The sequence below is a fragment of the Pantoea sp. ICBG 985 genome (genome assembly GCF_002928365.1).
GTDB classification, from domain to species: domain Bacteria; phylum Pseudomonadota; class Gammaproteobacteria; order Enterobacterales; family Enterobacteriaceae; genus Pantoea; species Pantoea dispersa.
This window is the reverse complement of the sequence record NZ_POWM01000003.1, coordinates 360,669-376,148: the sequence shown is the minus strand read 5'-3', so window position 1 is coordinate 376,148 and position 15,480 is coordinate 360,669. Positions and strand designations below refer to the sequence as shown.

Genomic DNA, 15,480 nt, shown 5'->3' with positions numbered 1-15,480 from the left:
CGCATTACTCCGGGCGTACCTGATACGCCCATTATATTAACCACCTTCTTTGACCATGTCCGCCGGGTTATTTCGCTGGATGACAATCATTGCACGCTACATTACTGACGCTGAGGGTTATTATGTCTGCATTTTTAAATAAATTAAAAGTTACACTGGCATTGGTTGCCTGTTCCGCCAGTTTTACCGCTGCGGCGCAGGATAAATTAACTGTCGGGGTTGATACGGCTTTTGTTCCTTTTGAATTTAAGCAAGGTGATAAATACGTCGGCTTTGACATTGATTTATGGGATGCCATCGCGAAGAAAATGCATATCAGCTATGAATTACACCCAATGGACTTTGGTGGCCTGATTCCGGGGCTGCAATCACGGAATCTGGATGTCGCGATGGCAGGTATTACCATTACCGATGCGCGTAAGCAGGTGGTGGATTTCAGCAACGGTTATTATGACGCCGACTTATTAATGGCTGTCAAAAGCGATGATAACAGCATTAAGAAATTCAGCGATTTAACCGGCAAGAAAGTGGGTCTGAAACAGGGCACGGCTGCAGCCAGCTTTATGAAAAGTAAATACAAGGCAAATTATGTTGAGTTTCCTAATATCGACAACGCCTATCTGGATTTGCAGGCCGGCAACCTTGATGCGGTGGTCCACGACTCGCCCAATGTGCTGTACTACGTGAAAACGGCGGGCGATGGCAAAGTCAAAGCCAGCGGTGAAAACGACACGATTCTGCCGCAGCAGTATGGCTTTGCCATGCAGAAAAACAGCAGCCTGACGCCTAAGATCAACGCCGCGCTGCAGGCCCTGCGCGCGGATGGGACTTACAGCAAAATCTACGTGAAATGGTTTGCCAAGCAGCCGAAATAATCCTGCCAGGCCGGAGCCCTCCGGCCTTGTTTAGCGTTTACAGGTTAAATTATGAATTTTGACAGTAAATATATTTGGGAATCTCTGCCGCTACTGCTGCAGGGTCTGCAGCTGACCTTGATTATTTCGCTGTCAGGTCTGCTGGGCGGTTTTATTATTGGCTTACTGGCGGGAACCTGCCGTGCTCTGGGCGGGAAAATCGCCAAAACGCTGTCACTTATTTTTGTCGAGCTTATTCGCGGTACGCCCATCATGGTGCAGGTAATGTTTATCTATTTTGCACTGCCGATGGTGTTGCCGATAAGAATTGATCCCGTCACCGCCGCGATCGTGACCATTGTGATTAACTCCGGTGCCTACATTGCTGAAATTACCCGGGGCGCGATCCTCTCAATTAATAAAGGCTTTAAAGAAGCGAGTCTGGCGATGGGCTTATCGCAGCGCAGTACGCTGTGGTATGTCATTATGCCTTTAGCGTTACGCCGCATGATTCCGGCTTTAGGTAACCAGTGGATTATCAGTATTAAAGATACCTCACTGTTTATTGTGATTGGCGTGGCAGAACTGACGCGTCAGGGGCAGGAGATCATTGCGGGTAATTTCCGTGCGCTGGAAGTGTGGACGGCGGTGGCCATGATTTATCTGCTGGTGACGTTATGCCTGAGCTTTTTACTGAAGCAGCTGGAAAAAAGGATCCATATTTTATGAGCATGGTTGAATTTAACGCAGTGTCGAAAAATTTCGGTGCCACGCAGGTCCTGCACAATATCAATTTAAAAATTGAGTCCGGCGAGGTGGTGGTGATTATCGGCCCTTCAGGTTCAGGCAAATCAACGCTGCTACGCTGCATCAACAAACTGGAAGAGATCTCATCCGGGACGCTGCTGGTCGCCGGAATGCACATCACCGATCCGCATGCGAATGAATGTGATATCCGCCGTGAAGCCGGCATGGTGTTTCAGCAGTTTCACCTGTTCCCGCATCTGACTGCACTGGAGAACGTGATGTTCGGCCCGATTCGCGTGCGTCATCAAACGAAAGCCGCGGCGCGCGAGCAGGCGCTGGCGCTGCTGGAGCGCGTTGGCTTGCGCGATCGCGCCAGCCATTATCCGTCTGAACTTTCAGGGGGCCAGCAGCAGCGCGTGGCGATTGCCCGGGCACTGGCCGTCAGGCCGAAAATGATGCTGTTCGATGAGCCGACCTCCGCGCTGGATCCGGAGTTACGTCATGAAGTGCTGAAAGTGATGCGCTCGCTGGCTGAAGAGGGCATGACCATGGTGATTGTGACGCATGAGATTGGCTTTGCCCGCGATGTGGCTTCGCGGCTGATCTTTATTGATGGCGGTACCATTGTCGAAGATGGGCCACCTGATATGCTGCTGACTGCCAGCCGTAATCCGCGTCTGAAAGAATTTTTGCAACATGTATCCTGAAATGAAGTGAAATAACGCTATGAAAAAACTCGACTTCCGTGGTTCGGCTTTTGTTATTGGTCAGCAACTCGGTGACTTTGGCCGTGATGCCTGGCATAACAAACTCAGACATACCCGTCTCTGGCAAACGGTCACCGCCATGAAAGATACGCAGCAAATCCGCAGTATGCGCGCGCGGGTTCAGCGCCAGTTCCCGCTGATCTGGCAGGAGCTGGAAGGACTGGCTGAAGGATTACAGGCACCGATTGACGAGGTGTTTGCGTGGAACTGCCGGGGCGATCTGGTGCGTTCAACTTCGGATGGTTGCACCACGGTGGCGGGGAAAAGTGCCAGCGGGGAGTTGATCATTGCGCACAACGAAGATGGTTTTCCCCAGCTGCGTGACGACTGTGCGCTGGTCACCGTGACCCCCGATGACGGGCTCGCGTTCACCAGCTTCGCCTATCCGGCATCACTTTGCGGTCATACTTTTGCCGTTAATGAGAAGGGCATCGTTAATACCGTCAATAACATTCGCGCACAGCATCGTCCGGATGGCGTGCCGCGCCAGATCATTGCCCGCGCGTCGCTGAACGCGACCACGCTGGATGAAGCGATCGCCATACTTAGCGCCATACCGCGCGCCGGCGCGTTTCACCATACGCTGGGGCAGCAGGGCGATAGCCGCCTGATCAGTATTGAAGCGACAGGCTCAGGCTGTTCAGTGATCGCACTGACTGCGCCTTTCGGGCACGCTAACCATCTTATTCACCCGCAGCTTGCCGCCGTCGAACAGGTGGTCACCGCCAGTTCCGGCTCGCGCCAGCAGCGTCTGGAGACATGGCTGACGACGCAAACGGCGGTAGATGGCGCGGCGGCCAGGGCGATTTTATCGGATCAGCAGGATGCAGCGTTGCCGATTTACCGGCTGTCGCCGCATGATCCGGATGAGGAAAATACCCTCGCCACGGCTATTTTTACCCTGAGTGATGACGCGGTGACGTGGCAGATCTTCACGCGCGACCGCCAGCGCGCCGCTTTGCAATCTGCTGGTCGTCAATGAGTTGTTATTTTTAATCTCCACAGCCCATCACTGAAGCCGTACAGTGATTGCTGGCAGCGCGCTAACCTGCGCTGCCAGCAATACTGACTATGTTACTCGTGGAAACGCGCTTCTTCGGACATCAGACATCCGTCGCTGAAACTCCAGTCATCGACGGTGTTAAACTGAATAATCACCATCACATCCTGCGGATCGATATCCAGCGATTGCGAGAGTTGCTGACACAATCTGCGACACAGCTTGTGCTTCTGTTCGCGGCTGCGCGGCTTGCCCGCAGTAATCATGAACTGAACAAAATTCTCTGAACGCCCGCGACTTTTATAGTGGCGATCAAACACCCTTAGCCGCGCCGGCAGTTCTTCAAATACCTGAAAGCGGTCGCCGGGTGGAACGGCAAATTCGTCCTCCAGACTCTGTTGCAGGATGTCGGAAATCTGCGTTAATTGCGCGTCGCTATAACCCTGACGCAGTATGATGCGGGTAAAAGGCATGAGGGTTACGCCTCTTCCAGACAGCTTAGCGCTGACACCGCCGCCGGCCAGCCGGCATAAAAGGCCAGATGGGTGAACACTTCGACGATCTCTTCTCGTGCCAGGCCATTCTGTAGCGCGAATTCGATATGCCACGGCAGCTGTTGCACCCGCCCCAGCGCCGTCAGTGCGGCCAGCGTAATCAGGCTGCGTTCGCGCGGCGTAAGCGCGTCACGTTGCCAGATGTCATCGAAAAGAACCTGCTGACTGAGTTCGGCCAGCTTTGGCGCGATGCGCGCCAGCGTTTTACTATCGAGTGTTTTTACCATGATGTTTCTCCGTATTGACTCAGCCGCGATTGTGGCGAAACATAACCATCCTGGAAATCAAATAAAACACCGTCATTCATCCCATAAATCAGGACGATCATGCAAAAGTTAGCTCAGACGCTGGATCTCGATGCGCTGCGCAGTTTTGTCACCGGCATGGAGTGTGGCAGTTTTGCGCAGGCCGCCGTGCGGCTCTGTCGATCCACTTCGGCGGTCAGCGCCCAGCTGAAAAAGCTGGAGCAGCAATGTGGCAGCAAGCTGGTGGAGAAAAGCGGGCGTCATCTGGCGTTAACCCGTGAGGGGGAAGTGATGATGGGTTATGCCCGCCGTCTGCTGGCATTGAACGACGAAGCACTGTGCACCTTCAGCGGTGTAGGGCTGCAGGGGGAAGTGCGCCTGGGCATGCAGGAAGATTTTGGTGACACTCTGATGCCCGGTATTCTGGGCGAATTTACACGTCACCATCCCGGGCTGCAGATTATCGCCCGCGTGGCGCGTAATCAGGAGCTGCTTGCAGCGCTGGACAGCGATGCTCTTGATATGGCGCTGTTGTGGCAGGCACAACCGCTGCAGCGTAAAGGCGTGTTGATCGGCCAGTTCCCGCTGGAGTGGATCGCCCACCCCGACTGCGACGTCAGCGCGATGATAAGCCAGGGCGAACCGCTGCCGCTGGTGATGTTTGATAATCCCTGCCTGATGCGCTCGCGCGCCATCGACAGTCTGGACCGGGCGGGCATTGCATGGCGAATCGTGTTTGTCAGCCATAGCCTGAGCGGCATCTGGGCGGCGGTGCGGGCCGGTCTGGGGATCACCGTGCGCACGCGGGTCGGCATGCCCGCTAACCTGGTGAGCGCCGGCAATGTTTTGCCGCCACTGGGCGCGCTGGGCGTTACGCTGGAACAAAAAAGTGGCAGCCAGACTGAACCGAATGCGCAAAACCTGCTGGCCAGACTGATGGAAAATGCGCTGCGCAGCCTAGAGCCGTTACCGGGTCTGCGGCCCGCCTGAATTGCTGCTACAGTTACTTCGCAATCAGCAGCGCATCGGCGATATCCAGCATGGCGCGCAGGCGATCCATGTGCCGCAGATCCTGATGATAGCCTACCCAGATATCGCGTGAAGGCGGCGGCTGTGGGGTAGGAATCCGCTGCAGTCCGGCGGTGGCATCGCCCAGCGGCTGGGGTAACACCGCCACGCCCATGCCGCGCCGGCACATCTGCGCCTGCACCGCCCGGCTGGTGCTGGTAAAAGCCCGCTGTGACTGTGGAAATTGATCGAGCAGCCAGACGACGTCCGGAAAATGGGCTTGTGCGGTATTCATCAGGATCAGCCCCACTGAGGCGGGGTCGTGTTGCAATGCGCGGGCATTTTCAGGCGTGCCGTATAACGCATAGGGCATGCTCATCAGGCGCCGCTGGACAATATCCGGCTCGGTAAAAGGCACAATGCGAAAAGCCACGTCGGCGTCGCGCCGCGACAGATTGAGCAAACGGTAGCTGGCGATGATTTCCGGCACGATAGCGGGATGGCGCTGAGTCAGCTCGCTCAGTACCGGTGCCAGCACGGCGGTGGCAAACCACTCGGCACAGGAGATGCGTAAAATGCCTTCCAGCCGCGGGTGATTGCCCGCCAGTCGTCTCTCCATCGCCAGCGCAGCATTTTCCATACTTTCTGCCAGGCCCAGCACGGCGTCACCGGCATCGGTTAACACCAGGCCATCCGGCGTGCGGCGAAACAGCGCCTGATGGGCCTGCGCTTCCAGCACCTTAATGCGACGACCCACGGTCGGATGGCTGACGCCGAGCCGGCGCGCGGCCTCGCCATAGGATCCGCTGCGCATCACTGCCAGAAAGATCCGTACATCGCTCCATTCCATTGCGCTCGCCCCCGTTCAAAAATGAACGTCGAATATACAAAAATGGCAGTTCTCAAACAACTTTGTAGCTATCACCATAACGGCATCATCCAGACTGAACTGATTGAGGATTGCAGAGCATGAAGAAGCTTCAGGACAAAGTCGCCCTCGTAACCGGCGCATCTAAAGGCATTGGTGCGGCGATTGCCCGCCAGCTGGCCGCCGACGGCGCAAAGATCGTCGTCAACTATGCCGCCGATAAAAACGGGGCGGATAAGGTGGTTGCCGCTATTGAGGCTGCCGGTGGCACGGCGGTGGCGCTGGCAGCGGATGTCACCGATCAGCCGCAGGTTGAGGCACTCATTCAATCTACCCTCGCGCAGTTTGGCCGGCTGGATATTGTGGTGAACAATGCCGGTGTGTATCAGTTTGCGAAGATTGAAGAGAGCAGCGAAGCGCTGTATCGCAAGCAATTTGACATCAATGTGCTCGGGCCGCTGCTGGTGACGGGCGCCGCCGTGCCACATCTGGGCAAGGGCAGCAGCATTATTAATATCAGCTCATTTGTAACGCGGGTATTTCTGGCGGAGAGCGCTATCTATAGCGGCAGCAAAGGCGCGATTGATGCCATTACCGGCGTGCTGGCGCGCGAACTCGGCCCGCGCGGCATCCGCGTCAACGCGGTCAATCCGGGGTTAATCGAAACCGAAGGCACGCACAGCACTGGCGCGATGGGATCGGAGTTTCAGCGCTGGAACGAAAGCCAGACACCGCTTGGCCGTATTGGCCAGGTGCAGGATATTGCGCCGATTGTGGCTTATCTCGCTTCCGACGATGCCGGATGGGTGACGGGCGAGGTGATGGTGGCGTCAGGCGGCATGCGTTAACGGGAGAAAAGGATGCATCAGATGATGGTGGTATGTGTCGGCGATGAAACCCATCGCTTTGACCGCGACTATTATACCCACACGCACCTGCCGCTGGCGCTGGCGTGCTGGCAGGATTATGGGCTCATTTCGGCGGAAGCGTTCTATCCCGCTTCAGACCGCAGCGGCTGGCTCTCCATCGGTGTTTACACGTTTGCCTGTCAGCAGGATGTCAACCGGGCGCTGGAGTCCGAACAAACCAAAAGAGTCATGGCAGATGTGGTGCATTTTACCGATGCCTCCACGGTGATCCGCAGCCATTTTATTCCCTTCTGAACGGCAGCGACGCCGCCGCGCGCTTATGCCCTCCATTCACCGGTTTAATAGCCTGCTTAATGAACACATTGTCCATTAAGCAGGCATCCCGGCAGCAAAAACGGGACGCGCTGGTGCCAAATCAGGACAAACCAATCCCTGAATCTGGTACGTGGCGCTGCCTTTTGCTATTTCATGTGTGAGCTATCACCGCAGCAGCACACAGGACGCAAACATGAATTTTTACAGCAGCAGAGAATTTACGGGTTCCAAAGCCTGGGAGTCTCAGCATATTGCCAGCTTCGATAACATCAGCGTTAAACTGCACTGGACCGATCAACCCTATAAATGGCATATCAATGATGGACAAGAGGTGTTTGCCGTTATGGATGGTTGCGTTGACATGTTCTACAAACAAGCGGGTGAAGTGAGAACCCAACGATTAACCACCGGCGATATTTTCTATGCCAGCGAAGGCACTGAACACGTTGCACATCCGCAGGGCGTAGCCCGGGTGCTGGTGATTGAACAAGCGGGATCGGTTTGATGCGACTTCTCAACCCCGGTTATTTCACGATCGACGAAGCCTGATCGGCGCGATTACCGGCTATGACGCGCCGGCGATGACAGTCGGCGGGATCGAGCCGTTCTCCCCGGGCAGAATACACGGCCAGTTCAGGTAACGGTTCACCGTTGGCGTTATCCAGCAAAACCGAGTGTGTCTCGCCTTTTTCAAACAGATAACGCTCTCCCCACTGGCGCATCGCCACGACGATTGGGAAGACGGCTCGTCCCCGTTCGGTCAGCAAATATTCCTTGTAGGCGCTGCCATCTGACGCCGGACAACTTTCAAGCACACCGACCTCAACCAGCAGTTTCAGCCGTGACGCCAGGATATTTTTTGCCAGCCCAAGGTTTTTCTGGAAATCACTGAAGCGGCGCACATCATCAAACGCTTCACGGATGATCATCAGACACCAGCGTTCGCCAATCACCTCCACGGTCCGGGCGACCGGGCATTCGCTGGTTCTGAGCGCTTCCTGTTTGGCCATCTTCTCTCTCACTCTGCTGATTTACTGACGGCAGCTTAGCCTTCAGCAAAACAAGTTGCAAAAAAAAACCACCGCTGCTACTTATAGAATAAATCGGTTTCAAAAAAAAACCACATAGGGATGCAATATGACTTGCACCAGTGATACCCCTGCAACCTCTGAGGCGCCTCTTTCGCCGGTGACGTCCTCCTCAGTGCTGTCGCCTCACATCATTTTTCTGTTCTCACTGACCTGCGCGCTGGCTGTCGGCAATGTCTATTCTGCCCAGCCATTGCTGGAATCCATCTCCGCAACGCTGCAGGTTTCGCCCGGCACCATCGGCCTGGTCATCACGGCAACGCAGGCGGGTTATGCCATAGGATTGTTCTTGCTGGTGCCGCTTGGCGATCGCTTTGATCGCAAAAAGCTGGTGGTCACGCACCTGCTGCTGTCGGTGCTGGCCCTGATCGCTGCGGCGTTAGCAGAGAGTTTGCTGGCGCTGCTGGTGGCGATGCTGCTGGTGGGGCTGATGGCGGTGGTGACGCAAACCGTGGTGGCGTGGGCCGCTATCCTGTCAGCACCGGCTCAGCGTGGCAAGGTGGTAGGCAGCGTCACCAGTGGCATCGTCATGGGCATACTGCTGGCGCGCCTGGTCTCTGGCATCATCGCCGATATCGCCGGCTGGCGGGCGGTGTATATGACCTCATCGGCGCTGATGCTGCTGATTACCGTGCTGCTGGTAAAAGTGATACCTGCTGCCGGTCCGCAGAACACAGCCACTTCCGTGGCCGGGCTGCTGGGGTCTGTCCCGCGTCTTTTCGTCACCGAGCCTTTGTTGCGTCAGCGCGGCGCGCTGGCTCTGCTGATTTTTGCCGCGTTCAGCATGTTGTGGAGTTCCATGGTTTTGCCGCTCACGGCCATGTCGCTTTCCCATACGCAAACAGGGCTGTTTGGTCTGGCTGGGATAGCCGGAGCGCTGGCGGCTTCCAGAAGTGGCGCCTGGGCTGACCGGGGAACCGGGCAGCGCGCCAGCGGATGCGCACTGGTTTTATTAACGCTCTCGTGGCTCCCCATCGCCTTCGCGCAGGCCTCATTATTGTTGCTGGTTATTGGTGTGATCATGCTGGATTTCGCCGTGCAGACGGTGCATGTCATCAACCAGAGCATGCTGATTGCCGGCAAACCCGCTATCACCAGCCGGCTTATCGGTGCCTATATGTGTTTTTATGCGGCAGGCAGCGCGCTGGGCGCTATTACTGCCACTCAACTCTATGCGCACTGGGGATGGTATGCCGTGTGCGGCGGCGGGGCACTGGTCAGTGCCTGCGCACTTATTCTCTGGTATGGAACACGTCAATCATGAAATTATCACACCTGCTACTGGCCATCGGTATCACCGCCATCTGGGGCATTAATTTTTCGGTGATTAAATTAGGGCTGCACGCCATCGATCCGTTTATTCTGGCAGGGCTGCGTTTTACGCTGTGTGCCATGCCGGCGCTCTTCTTTATTAAAAAACCTGACGTCCCGTGGCGCTACCTTATTGGTTACGGCTTGGTATTCGGCATTGGCTTGTGGGGCCTGGTGAATCTGGGGATAAAAACCGGGCTGTCGGCGGGGATCGCCTCGCTGGTGCTGCAGTTCAGTGCCTTTTTCACTCTGCTGCTCGGCAGTTATGTGTTCAAAGAACAGCTCAGCCGCTATCAGATCGCTGGCTTTGTGCTGGCGTGCAGCGGATTGATGAGCATTGTGTTTATTACCGACGGCTCGGTGACGTTTGCCGGGTTGCTGCTGGTGCTGGCAGGCGCCATAGCCTGGAGCATTGCCAATATCATCATGAAAAAAGCCGGCACGAAGCAGGTATTCGCGTTTCTGGTCTGGTCGAGCGCCTTTTCGCCGCTTCCGCTTTTTCTGCTGGACGGATTAATTAATGGCAGCGCGGGCTATAGCGCATTAATCAGCCATATGGATACCCGTGCGATATTGTCCATTCTGTTTCAGGTCTACCCCAATACGTTATTAGGCTACTGGATCTGGAATTCATTGCTTAAGCAGTATCCTGTCTCCACCGTCGCGCCATTATCGCTGCTGGTGCCGGTATTCGGCATTCTCGGTTCGATGATGATATTTGGTGAAGTTATTTCTCCGATGAAAATCGTGGCGCTGGTTCTGATTATTACCGGGCTGGCGGTTGGATTGTATGGACAACGCATCAAACGTTATTTCATTCCGCAGTCGGATTCGCTGTGATCAGCAGCCCGCTGACGAGCCGTGATCCGACAAGAGCGGGCATCCTGCCCGCTCTCTCTGTCAGTGAAAATCCGCTTACTGCACCACGAAACGCGCGACTGAGCCTTCCAGTGTCGACGCCTGATCGCGCAGTGCGCTGGCGGCGGCCGATGATTCCTGCACCAGCGCGGCGTTCTGCTGCGTCACGCTGTCCATCTGAACGATAGCGACGCCAACCTGCGAAATGCCGCGATTCTGTTCATCGGATGCCTGCGCGATTTCGGCGAGGATGCTGGTTACGTTGCCAACGGAATGCACAATTTCATCCATGGTTTTACCGGCCTGACCCACCAGCTGTGAACCACTGCTGATACGCGCGACCGATTCGCCAATCAGGGTTTCGATCTCTTTGGCCGCCTGAGCGCTGCGCTGCGCCAGACTGCGCACCTCGCTGGCGACCACGGCAAAGCCGCGTCCCTGCTCACCGGCGCGCGCTGCTTCTACTGCTGCGTTTAACGCCAGGATATTGGTCTGGAAAGCAATGCTGTTAATGACGGTGGTGATTTCGGCGATTTTGCCGGAGCTGGCGCTGATCTGGTCCATGGTTTCAACCACGCCTTTGACCAGCGAGCCGCCCTGATTGGCCTTCTCCGAAGTGGCACGCGCCAGTTCGCTGGAGTGATGAATGTTTTCCACGTTCTGCTTCACGGTAGCGGTTAACTGCTCCATGCTGGCTGCCGTCTGCTCCAGCGCGGCCGCCTGCTCCTCGGTGCGGGCTGACAGATCGTTATTGCCTGCGGCAATTTCTGCGGAAGCGTGGCTGACCTGCATCACGCCGCTGCGAATGTTACCAATGATGCCGCGCAGATCGTTGCTCATCTCACCGACCGCCTGCATCAGCTCGCCCAGTTCGTCCTTACGCGAAGTTTGCAGCTGTACGCTCAAATCTCCCTGCGCAATCTGCCGCGCGACGTTCAGTGTTACCGCTAAAGGACGGGTAATCTGCCGGGTGATAAACACCGCAATCAGAATGCTGATTACCACAGCCGCCGCCAGGATCAGCGACATCCACAGGATTGCCCGGGCGATATCCTGGTGCGTGGCGGCCAGCTGCTGGGTAAATAATTGATTACTGGTATTGGTCAGATGCAGGCCCGCGATGGCAAGCTGGCGGGTCGCTTCCACTTCTTCTTCCGCGGAGGCGTTGTAGTCCTGCACGCTGTCGCGTCTGGCCGCCAGCGTTACGGCAATTTTATCCAGCGCGTTGCTGTCATCAGCGCTCAGGCGTGGTCGAGCCTGGTCAATGAGTTGAATCGTTTCAGCTATAAAGCCTGACAAAGCCAGACGGTTTTCCTCAGTGTTGTCCAGCGCCATCAGCTTTACGCGAATACTAATACCGTTCAGATATTTAGCGATTTCAGTGAGCGCGGTTGCCGTATCCTGCTGTGTGCTGACGTAGTTTCTGGCCAGCGCGGCAACCGCCGTGGTTTCGTCACTGAAGCGCAGCGCCTGCAGAATGCTCTGGCGCTTATGCACTTCATTCACCGTTTCTGCACGATGCTGACGATAAAGGTTCATCGCAGCAGGCAGAGAGGCAATCAGCGCGGTCTGCGCGCTATCCCATTGCCAGGTTTTCAGCTGGTTGATACTGCCCTCAATCGCCTGCAGTCGCGATTCGTTGTCGGCAATGAATTTTTCATCGTGGGTTTTTACGTATTGCAGGCGGGCATCTTTAGCCTGCGCGAACTGATCGTTGATGCCTTTCAACTGGCTGAGTTTTTCCGCACGTTCCGCGATGTCGTGCAGATTTTTGATGCCACAGGAAGCTACAGCAATGCTGAGAGTAAGCAGCACACCAAACCCGAGCATGAGTTTTCTGCTGACTCTGATATCTTCCAAAAAAACACGTATTTTTTTCATTAAGGTGAATCTCCCTGGTTGTTGTTGTCCACGCTTTTGCCTGATGGCAATGGCGTTATCGGCAGGGAGATGATTAATTTCAATTAAAATAATTAAAAAACATATAATCACCTAAATTTATTAGATGGGCTATGCTGGGGAAGGGTTGCAACGGTAGGGCAGGCGGGGAGCTCGAATTTTCTGTTTTATGCTGGTACTGATTTTGGCGGATAGCGGTGCGGGGGAAAGTATTGACGCAACCTGCCGGTTTGTCAAAGCGCCGGGATTTCAGGCGAATGGCCCGATAGCCCTCAGGCCAGGCGTTGCGCCTGAGGACATTCCGCTACGCCTGAAATCCTCAGGACTCCGCTGGCTGATTCGTCAGCCACTGAGCGGCGCTGGTGGTGGCAATGTGCTCGCGGTAGTTAAACGTTTCCTGTTTAGGCCATGCCACACCGTCCGGACGGGCAAAGGCCAGCCGGTAGGCCGCGCCAGTGTCATGGGGATGACGTTCTGCATTTTCCCTTAGCCTTTCCCGGCTAAGTAATACTCGCCTGACCGCGCTTTTCCAGTGAGATTGCATCAGGTCAGCCAGCTCTGCGTAAGTCAGCGTATCGCCAGCAATATAAACAATGTCGTTCTGAAAAGCGGGCTGATGAAAGAAGATATCGGCTGTCAGCTGCCCGATGTCGTCTGGCGTGGTGAGTGTCAGGGCATAGTTCCAGTCACCGAGGGCATAAACCGTTTTATTCCCGGCATCGATCACGCCAAAATCGGGTTCAAACAGATAGCTGGTAAAAATACCGGTCGAAACAATTACCCAGTCAGTGTTGCTTTGGGCGCGCAGCAGGTGGCGCACTTCAAGCTGCTCATCCCACACCGGTTGCCCACTCTCTTTGCCGATAACGTCATAATCCACGCCAAACTGCCAGGGAAAATAGCGGGCGACACCCGCCTTCAGCACGGCCTGAGTAATTCTGAGCTGCGTTCCCGGCCCGCCGACAAAACCACTGCAATTAATGATGGCATCATAAGTGCGAAATAATGCTGAGAGTTCGCTCAGGCTATTTTTCTGCAGGTCGCCTTCCACCACAGTGATATTTAGCTTTTGCAGCGCATCCAGCCGGGTTTTAAGTGGGCCGGACGTGGCATGTGCAGCCTCGCTTCTGAGTAATACACTTATTTTGATCAGCGGATGCTGCTGCACTTTTTTAGCCATGGCGTTTAACACCGCCATGCCTAATTCTCCTGCGCCGAGGATAAGAATATTTTCGACATGTTGATCAACGGGTAGCATGCTTGTCTCCTTAGGTTATATCCGTCATCCTGACAGCGGACAAACCCTGATTCAATCAGGTACACCCGTGATACCGGAGGAGAGATGGAACCCAATCGCGAAGCCCTGCTGCAGTTTTCCAGACAATTTTGTGAGGCTGAGTCACGATGATGAAACATTGAAGCGTGAAATTCTTTCACACGCCGGCAATCGCTGGTCGCTGGGTATATTGCATATTCTGGTCACCCATGGACCGTTGCGCCATGCAGAAATGGGTCGTTTACTGCATGACGTCACGCAACGAATGCTGACGCGCACACTGCGAACGCTTGAGCGTGACGGCCTTATATCCCGTTGTGATTATCAGGAAAAAGTACCGCGTGTCGTTTATACGGCCACGGACGCGGGCGAAGAAATGATGATGAAAATGATGCCGCTCTGGGCGTGGATTATTTCGTCGGCCGACTATTTTAAGCAAAGCAGAATTACGTTTGATACTCCTGATCAGTAATGGCATTAAATTGCGTGATGACGACCTTGCTGAGGATGCGTGATTATTTCCCTGCTGCCAATAGTGCAAAATTTTTTGCACTATTAATCCTGTCCCGGTTTTGACAGGTTGTCTCGTGAGAATTCACGCATTGAGAGCAGCACGGGCATCAGATTATGGCCTGCATGCGTGAGTGCGTATTCAACACGTGGGGGCTGTTCACCAAAATCAGTGCGGGTTATCAGCCCATCACGTTCAAGCTTGCGCAAATGTTGAGTCAGTACTTTATGCGATATCTCCGGCATACTCTTCATGAATTGCGAGTGACGCATCACAGGCTCCGCAAATAATCTGAATAAAATCTGTAGTGTCCATCTGCCGGAAATAATAGTTAAACATTGCGTGACATAAGCGACCGAACCTTCTGGTCCGAGACAACGTGTTTTCTCATCATCGCCTACAGGCACTTTCAGGTGCGTAATTGATTCATTCATCAGTTTATTTTCCAATAGATTTTTCACGTATTCTGGAGAACAGTAATGGATCTGAAACTCGACGGCAAAATTGCTTTGATAACGGGTAGTACCAAAGGTATTGGAGAAGCGGTAGCCAGAGGGCTTGCCGCTGAAGGCACCCGCGTTATTATACATGGCCGGGATCCGGCTAAAGCTGAAAATATCGCCAGTGATATCATAAAGCAAGGTGGACAAGCGTACGCAGTAACGGGAGATTTAACCCGTGAGGCAGATATTCAACTGCTTTATCAGCAAGTCTGTTCGCTTGTACAATCCGTTGATATTGTTGTTAATAATGCGGGTGGCTCCGGCCCCACAGAGGACTGGACGTCTTCATTGCCAGAAACCTGGGCGGCTGGGTATGATAAAAACGTCCTTTCAGCCTTACGTGTCATTAATCTTTTTCTTCCTGGGATGCGTGAACAAAAATGGGGCAGAATCATTAATATTTCGAGCCTGGCAGCGTTGATGCCTCCCGCCAGGCGTCCGGATTATGCTGCTGCTAAAGCAGGGATTATTGCCATGACCTCATCGCTGGCAAAAGCGGTCGCACACGATGGCGTAACCGCAAATACTCTCTCACCGGGTACTATTCATAGTGCAAGTCTGGAAAAAGCGTTTCGTCAAACGGCCAAAGATGCAGGGCTTTCAGCTGACGCGCCCTGGGAAGATATTGAACAGGCCGTATTGCCCCTGTATGCCAATGTGCCCATGGCGCGTGTTGGGACGCTCAAAGAAATAGCGGACGCCATCACCTTTCTGGCCAGCCCGTTGTCGGGTTACATAACGGGTTCAAATTTAAGGCTTGATGGCGGTATGTGGCCCGGACTTTAAAGCCAGCCGCACAACATCCTG

At 54.6% G+C, this 15,480-nt stretch carries 18 protein-coding genes and 1 pseudogene; 12 read left to right on the top strand and 7 right to left on the bottom strand.

What is annotated here, in order from left to right:
• The first annotated feature begins 122 nt into the window (after positions 1–122).
• From glnH to C1Y42_RS11205, 4 genes are read left to right on the top strand one after another with little or no spacing between them, the layout of a single operon-like run.
• On the top strand, positions 123–875 hold the full coding sequence (glnH, locus tag C1Y42_RS11220; protein ID WP_104093460.1) for a glutamine ABC transporter substrate-binding protein GlnH: 753 nt from the start codon (positions 123–125) through the stop codon (positions 873–875).
• Between the two features lie 51 nt (positions 876–926).
• Complete coding sequence (glnP, locus tag C1Y42_RS11215; RefSeq protein WP_021508828.1) at positions 927–1,583, top strand: glutamine ABC transporter permease GlnP; 657 nt, start codon at positions 927–929, stop codon at positions 1,581–1,583.
• A gap of 2 nt (positions 1,584–1,585) precedes the next feature.
• Positions 1,586–2,308 carry a glutamine ABC transporter ATP-binding protein GlnQ gene (gene glnQ / locus C1Y42_RS11210; RefSeq protein WP_104093632.1) on the top strand — a complete coding sequence of 241 codons (723 nt, stop codon included), beginning with the start codon at positions 1,586–1,588 and terminating at the stop codon, positions 2,306–2,308.
• Between the two features lie 19 nt (positions 2,309–2,327).
• A complete protein-coding gene (locus tag C1Y42_RS11205) occupies positions 2,328–3,350 on the top strand; it encodes a C45 family peptidase (protein ID WP_104093459.1) in 1,023 nt (340 codons plus the stop codon).
• 92 nt (positions 3,351–3,442) lie between these two features.
• On the opposite strand, the gene C1Y42_RS11200 is transcribed toward C1Y42_RS11205, so the two are convergent.
• On the bottom strand, positions 3,443–3,841 hold the full coding sequence (locus C1Y42_RS11200; RefSeq protein ID WP_021508831.1) for a tautomerase family protein: 399 nt from the start codon (positions 3,839–3,841) through the stop codon (positions 3,443–3,445).
• Between the two features lie 5 nt (positions 3,842–3,846).
• Positions 3,847–4,149 (bottom strand): carboxymuconolactone decarboxylase family protein, encoded by a 303-nt coding sequence (locus tag C1Y42_RS11195; RefSeq protein ID WP_104093458.1) that lies wholly within the window; start codon positions 4,147–4,149, stop codon positions 3,847–3,849.
• A gap of 99 nt (positions 4,150–4,248) precedes the next feature.
• On the opposite strand from C1Y42_RS11195, the gene C1Y42_RS11190 reads away from it, so the two are divergent.
• On the top strand, positions 4,249–5,157 hold the full coding sequence (locus C1Y42_RS11190) for a LysR substrate-binding domain-containing protein (protein ID WP_104093457.1): 909 nt from the start codon (positions 4,249–4,251) through the stop codon (positions 5,155–5,157).
• Positions 5,158–5,170: 13 nt separating this feature from the next.
• Here the strand turns inward: C1Y42_RS11190 and C1Y42_RS11185 are convergent, their stop codons facing one another.
• Positions 5,171–6,025 (bottom strand): LysR family transcriptional regulator, encoded by an 855-nt coding sequence (locus C1Y42_RS11185; protein ID WP_104093456.1) that lies wholly within the window; start codon positions 6,023–6,025, stop codon positions 5,171–5,173.
• 119 nt (positions 6,026–6,144) lie between these two features.
• Between C1Y42_RS11185 and C1Y42_RS11180 the strand changes: the two genes are divergently transcribed.
• The 3 genes from C1Y42_RS11180 to C1Y42_RS11170 all read left to right on the top strand — a co-directional run bounded on the left by C1Y42_RS11180 (position 6,145) and on the right by C1Y42_RS11170 (position 7,732).
• On the top strand, positions 6,145–6,891 hold the full coding sequence (locus tag C1Y42_RS11180; protein WP_058781016.1) for an SDR family NAD(P)-dependent oxidoreductase: 747 nt from the start codon (positions 6,145–6,147) through the stop codon (positions 6,889–6,891).
• Between the two features lie 21 nt (positions 6,892–6,912).
• The gene (locus tag C1Y42_RS11175) at positions 6,913–7,206 is read left to right on the top strand and encodes an EthD family reductase (protein WP_164861085.1); all 294 of its coding nucleotides are present in this window, start codon (positions 6,913–6,915) and stop codon (positions 7,204–7,206) included.
• A gap of 214 nt (positions 7,207–7,420) precedes the next feature.
• Positions 7,421–7,732: a cupin gene (locus C1Y42_RS11170; protein ID WP_104093454.1), complete on the top strand. Its 312-nt coding sequence runs from the start codon at positions 7,421–7,423 to the stop codon at positions 7,730–7,732.
• Positions 7,733–7,751: 19 nt separating this feature from the next.
• On the opposite strand, the gene C1Y42_RS11165 is transcribed toward C1Y42_RS11170, so the two are convergent.
• On the bottom strand, positions 7,752–8,237 hold the full coding sequence (locus tag C1Y42_RS11165; RefSeq protein ID WP_104093453.1) for a helix-turn-helix domain-containing protein: 486 nt from the start codon (positions 8,235–8,237) through the stop codon (positions 7,752–7,754).
• Positions 8,238–8,364: 127 nt separating this feature from the next.
• On the opposite strand from C1Y42_RS11165, the gene C1Y42_RS11160 reads away from it, so the two are divergent.
• Both C1Y42_RS11160 and C1Y42_RS11155 read left to right on the top strand, forming a co-directional pair.
• Complete coding sequence (locus C1Y42_RS11160; RefSeq protein WP_104093452.1) at positions 8,365–9,579, top strand: MFS transporter; 1,215 nt, start codon at positions 8,365–8,367, stop codon at positions 9,577–9,579.
• Positions 9,576–10,466 (top strand): EamA family transporter, encoded by an 891-nt coding sequence (locus C1Y42_RS11155; protein ID WP_104093451.1) that lies wholly within the window; start codon positions 9,576–9,578, stop codon positions 10,464–10,466. The genes C1Y42_RS11160 and C1Y42_RS11155 overlap by 4 nt, the downstream gene beginning before the upstream one ends.
• A gap of 75 nt (positions 10,467–10,541) precedes the next feature.
• On the opposite strand, the gene C1Y42_RS11150 is transcribed toward C1Y42_RS11155, so the two are convergent.
• Together C1Y42_RS11150 and C1Y42_RS11145 are read right to left on the bottom strand one after the other, a co-directional pair.
• Positions 10,542–12,365 carry a methyl-accepting chemotaxis protein gene (locus C1Y42_RS11150; RefSeq protein WP_104093450.1) on the bottom strand — a complete coding sequence of 608 codons (1,824 nt, stop codon included), beginning with the start codon at positions 12,363–12,365 and terminating at the stop codon, positions 10,542–10,544.
• A 337-nt stretch (positions 12,366–12,702) separates the two neighbouring features.
• A complete protein-coding gene (locus C1Y42_RS11145) occupies positions 12,703–13,641 on the bottom strand; it encodes an aromatic alcohol reductase (protein ID WP_104093449.1) in 939 nt (312 codons plus the stop codon).
• 84 nt (positions 13,642–13,725) lie between these two features.
• On the opposite strand from C1Y42_RS11145, the pseudogene C1Y42_RS11140 reads away from it, so the two are divergent.
• Positions 13,726–14,131: pseudogene (locus C1Y42_RS11140) on the top strand (winged helix-turn-helix transcriptional regulator).
• Between the two features lie 83 nt (positions 14,132–14,214).
• Here the strand turns inward: C1Y42_RS11140 and C1Y42_RS11135 are convergent.
• Entirely contained in the window at positions 14,215–14,619 is a 405-nt protein-coding gene (locus C1Y42_RS11135) for a helix-turn-helix domain-containing protein (RefSeq protein ID WP_199188981.1), read from the bottom strand.
• A 30-nt stretch (positions 14,620–14,649) separates the two neighbouring features.
• Between C1Y42_RS11135 and C1Y42_RS11130 the strand changes: the two genes are divergently transcribed.
• Entirely contained in the window at positions 14,650–15,459 is an 810-nt protein-coding gene (locus C1Y42_RS11130; RefSeq protein ID WP_058781024.1) for an SDR family NAD(P)-dependent oxidoreductase, read from the top strand.
• Positions 15,460–15,480: the final 21 nt, after the last annotated feature.

Coding starts and splice junctions, on each gene's coding strand:
- C1Y42_RS11180 (WP_058781016.1), top strand. CDS start 6,145: ATGAAGAAGCTTCAGGACAAAGTCGCCCTCGTAACCGGCGCATCTAAA.
- C1Y42_RS11195 (WP_104093458.1), bottom strand. CDS start 4,149: ATGGTAAAAACACTCGATAGTAAAACGCTGGCGCGCATCGCGCCAAAG.
- glnQ (WP_104093632.1), top strand. CDS start 1,586: ATGGTTGAATTTAACGCAGTGTCGAAAAATTTCGGTGCCACGCAGGTC.
- C1Y42_RS11175 (WP_164861085.1), top strand. CDS start 6,913: ATGATGGTGGTATGTGTCGGCGATGAAACCCATCGCTTTGACCGCGAC.
- C1Y42_RS11130 (WP_058781024.1), top strand. CDS start 14,650: ATGGATCTGAAACTCGACGGCAAAATTGCTTTGATAACGGGTAGTACC.
- C1Y42_RS11165 (WP_104093453.1), bottom strand. CDS start 8,237: ATGGCCAAACAGGAAGCGCTCAGAACCAGCGAATGCCCGGTCGCCCGG.
- C1Y42_RS11170 (WP_104093454.1), top strand. CDS start 7,421: ATGAATTTTTACAGCAGCAGAGAATTTACGGGTTCCAAAGCCTGGGAG.
- C1Y42_RS11150 (WP_104093450.1), bottom strand. CDS start 12,365: ATGAAAAAAATACGTGTTTTTTTGGAAGATATCAGAGTCAGCAGAAAA.
- C1Y42_RS11190 (WP_104093457.1), top strand. CDS start 4,249: ATGCAAAAGTTAGCTCAGACGCTGGATCTCGATGCGCTGCGCAGTTTT.
- C1Y42_RS11200 (WP_021508831.1), bottom strand. CDS start 3,841: ATGCCTTTTACCCGCATCATACTGCGTCAGGGTTATAGCGACGCGCAA.
- C1Y42_RS11185 (WP_104093456.1), bottom strand. CDS start 6,025: ATGGAATGGAGCGATGTACGGATCTTTCTGGCAGTGATGCGCAGCGGA.
- C1Y42_RS11145 (WP_104093449.1), bottom strand. CDS start 13,641: ATGCTACCCGTTGATCAACATGTCGAAAATATTCTTATCCTCGGCGCA.
- C1Y42_RS11205 (WP_104093459.1), top strand. CDS start 2,328: ATGAAAAAACTCGACTTCCGTGGTTCGGCTTTTGTTATTGGTCAGCAA.
- C1Y42_RS11160 (WP_104093452.1), top strand. CDS start 8,365: ATGACTTGCACCAGTGATACCCCTGCAACCTCTGAGGCGCCTCTTTCG.
- glnH (WP_104093460.1), top strand. CDS start 123: ATGTCTGCATTTTTAAATAAATTAAAAGTTACACTGGCATTGGTTGCC.
- glnP (WP_021508828.1), top strand. CDS start 927: ATGAATTTTGACAGTAAATATATTTGGGAATCTCTGCCGCTACTGCTG.
- C1Y42_RS11155 (WP_104093451.1), top strand. CDS start 9,576: ATGAAATTATCACACCTGCTACTGGCCATCGGTATCACCGCCATCTGG.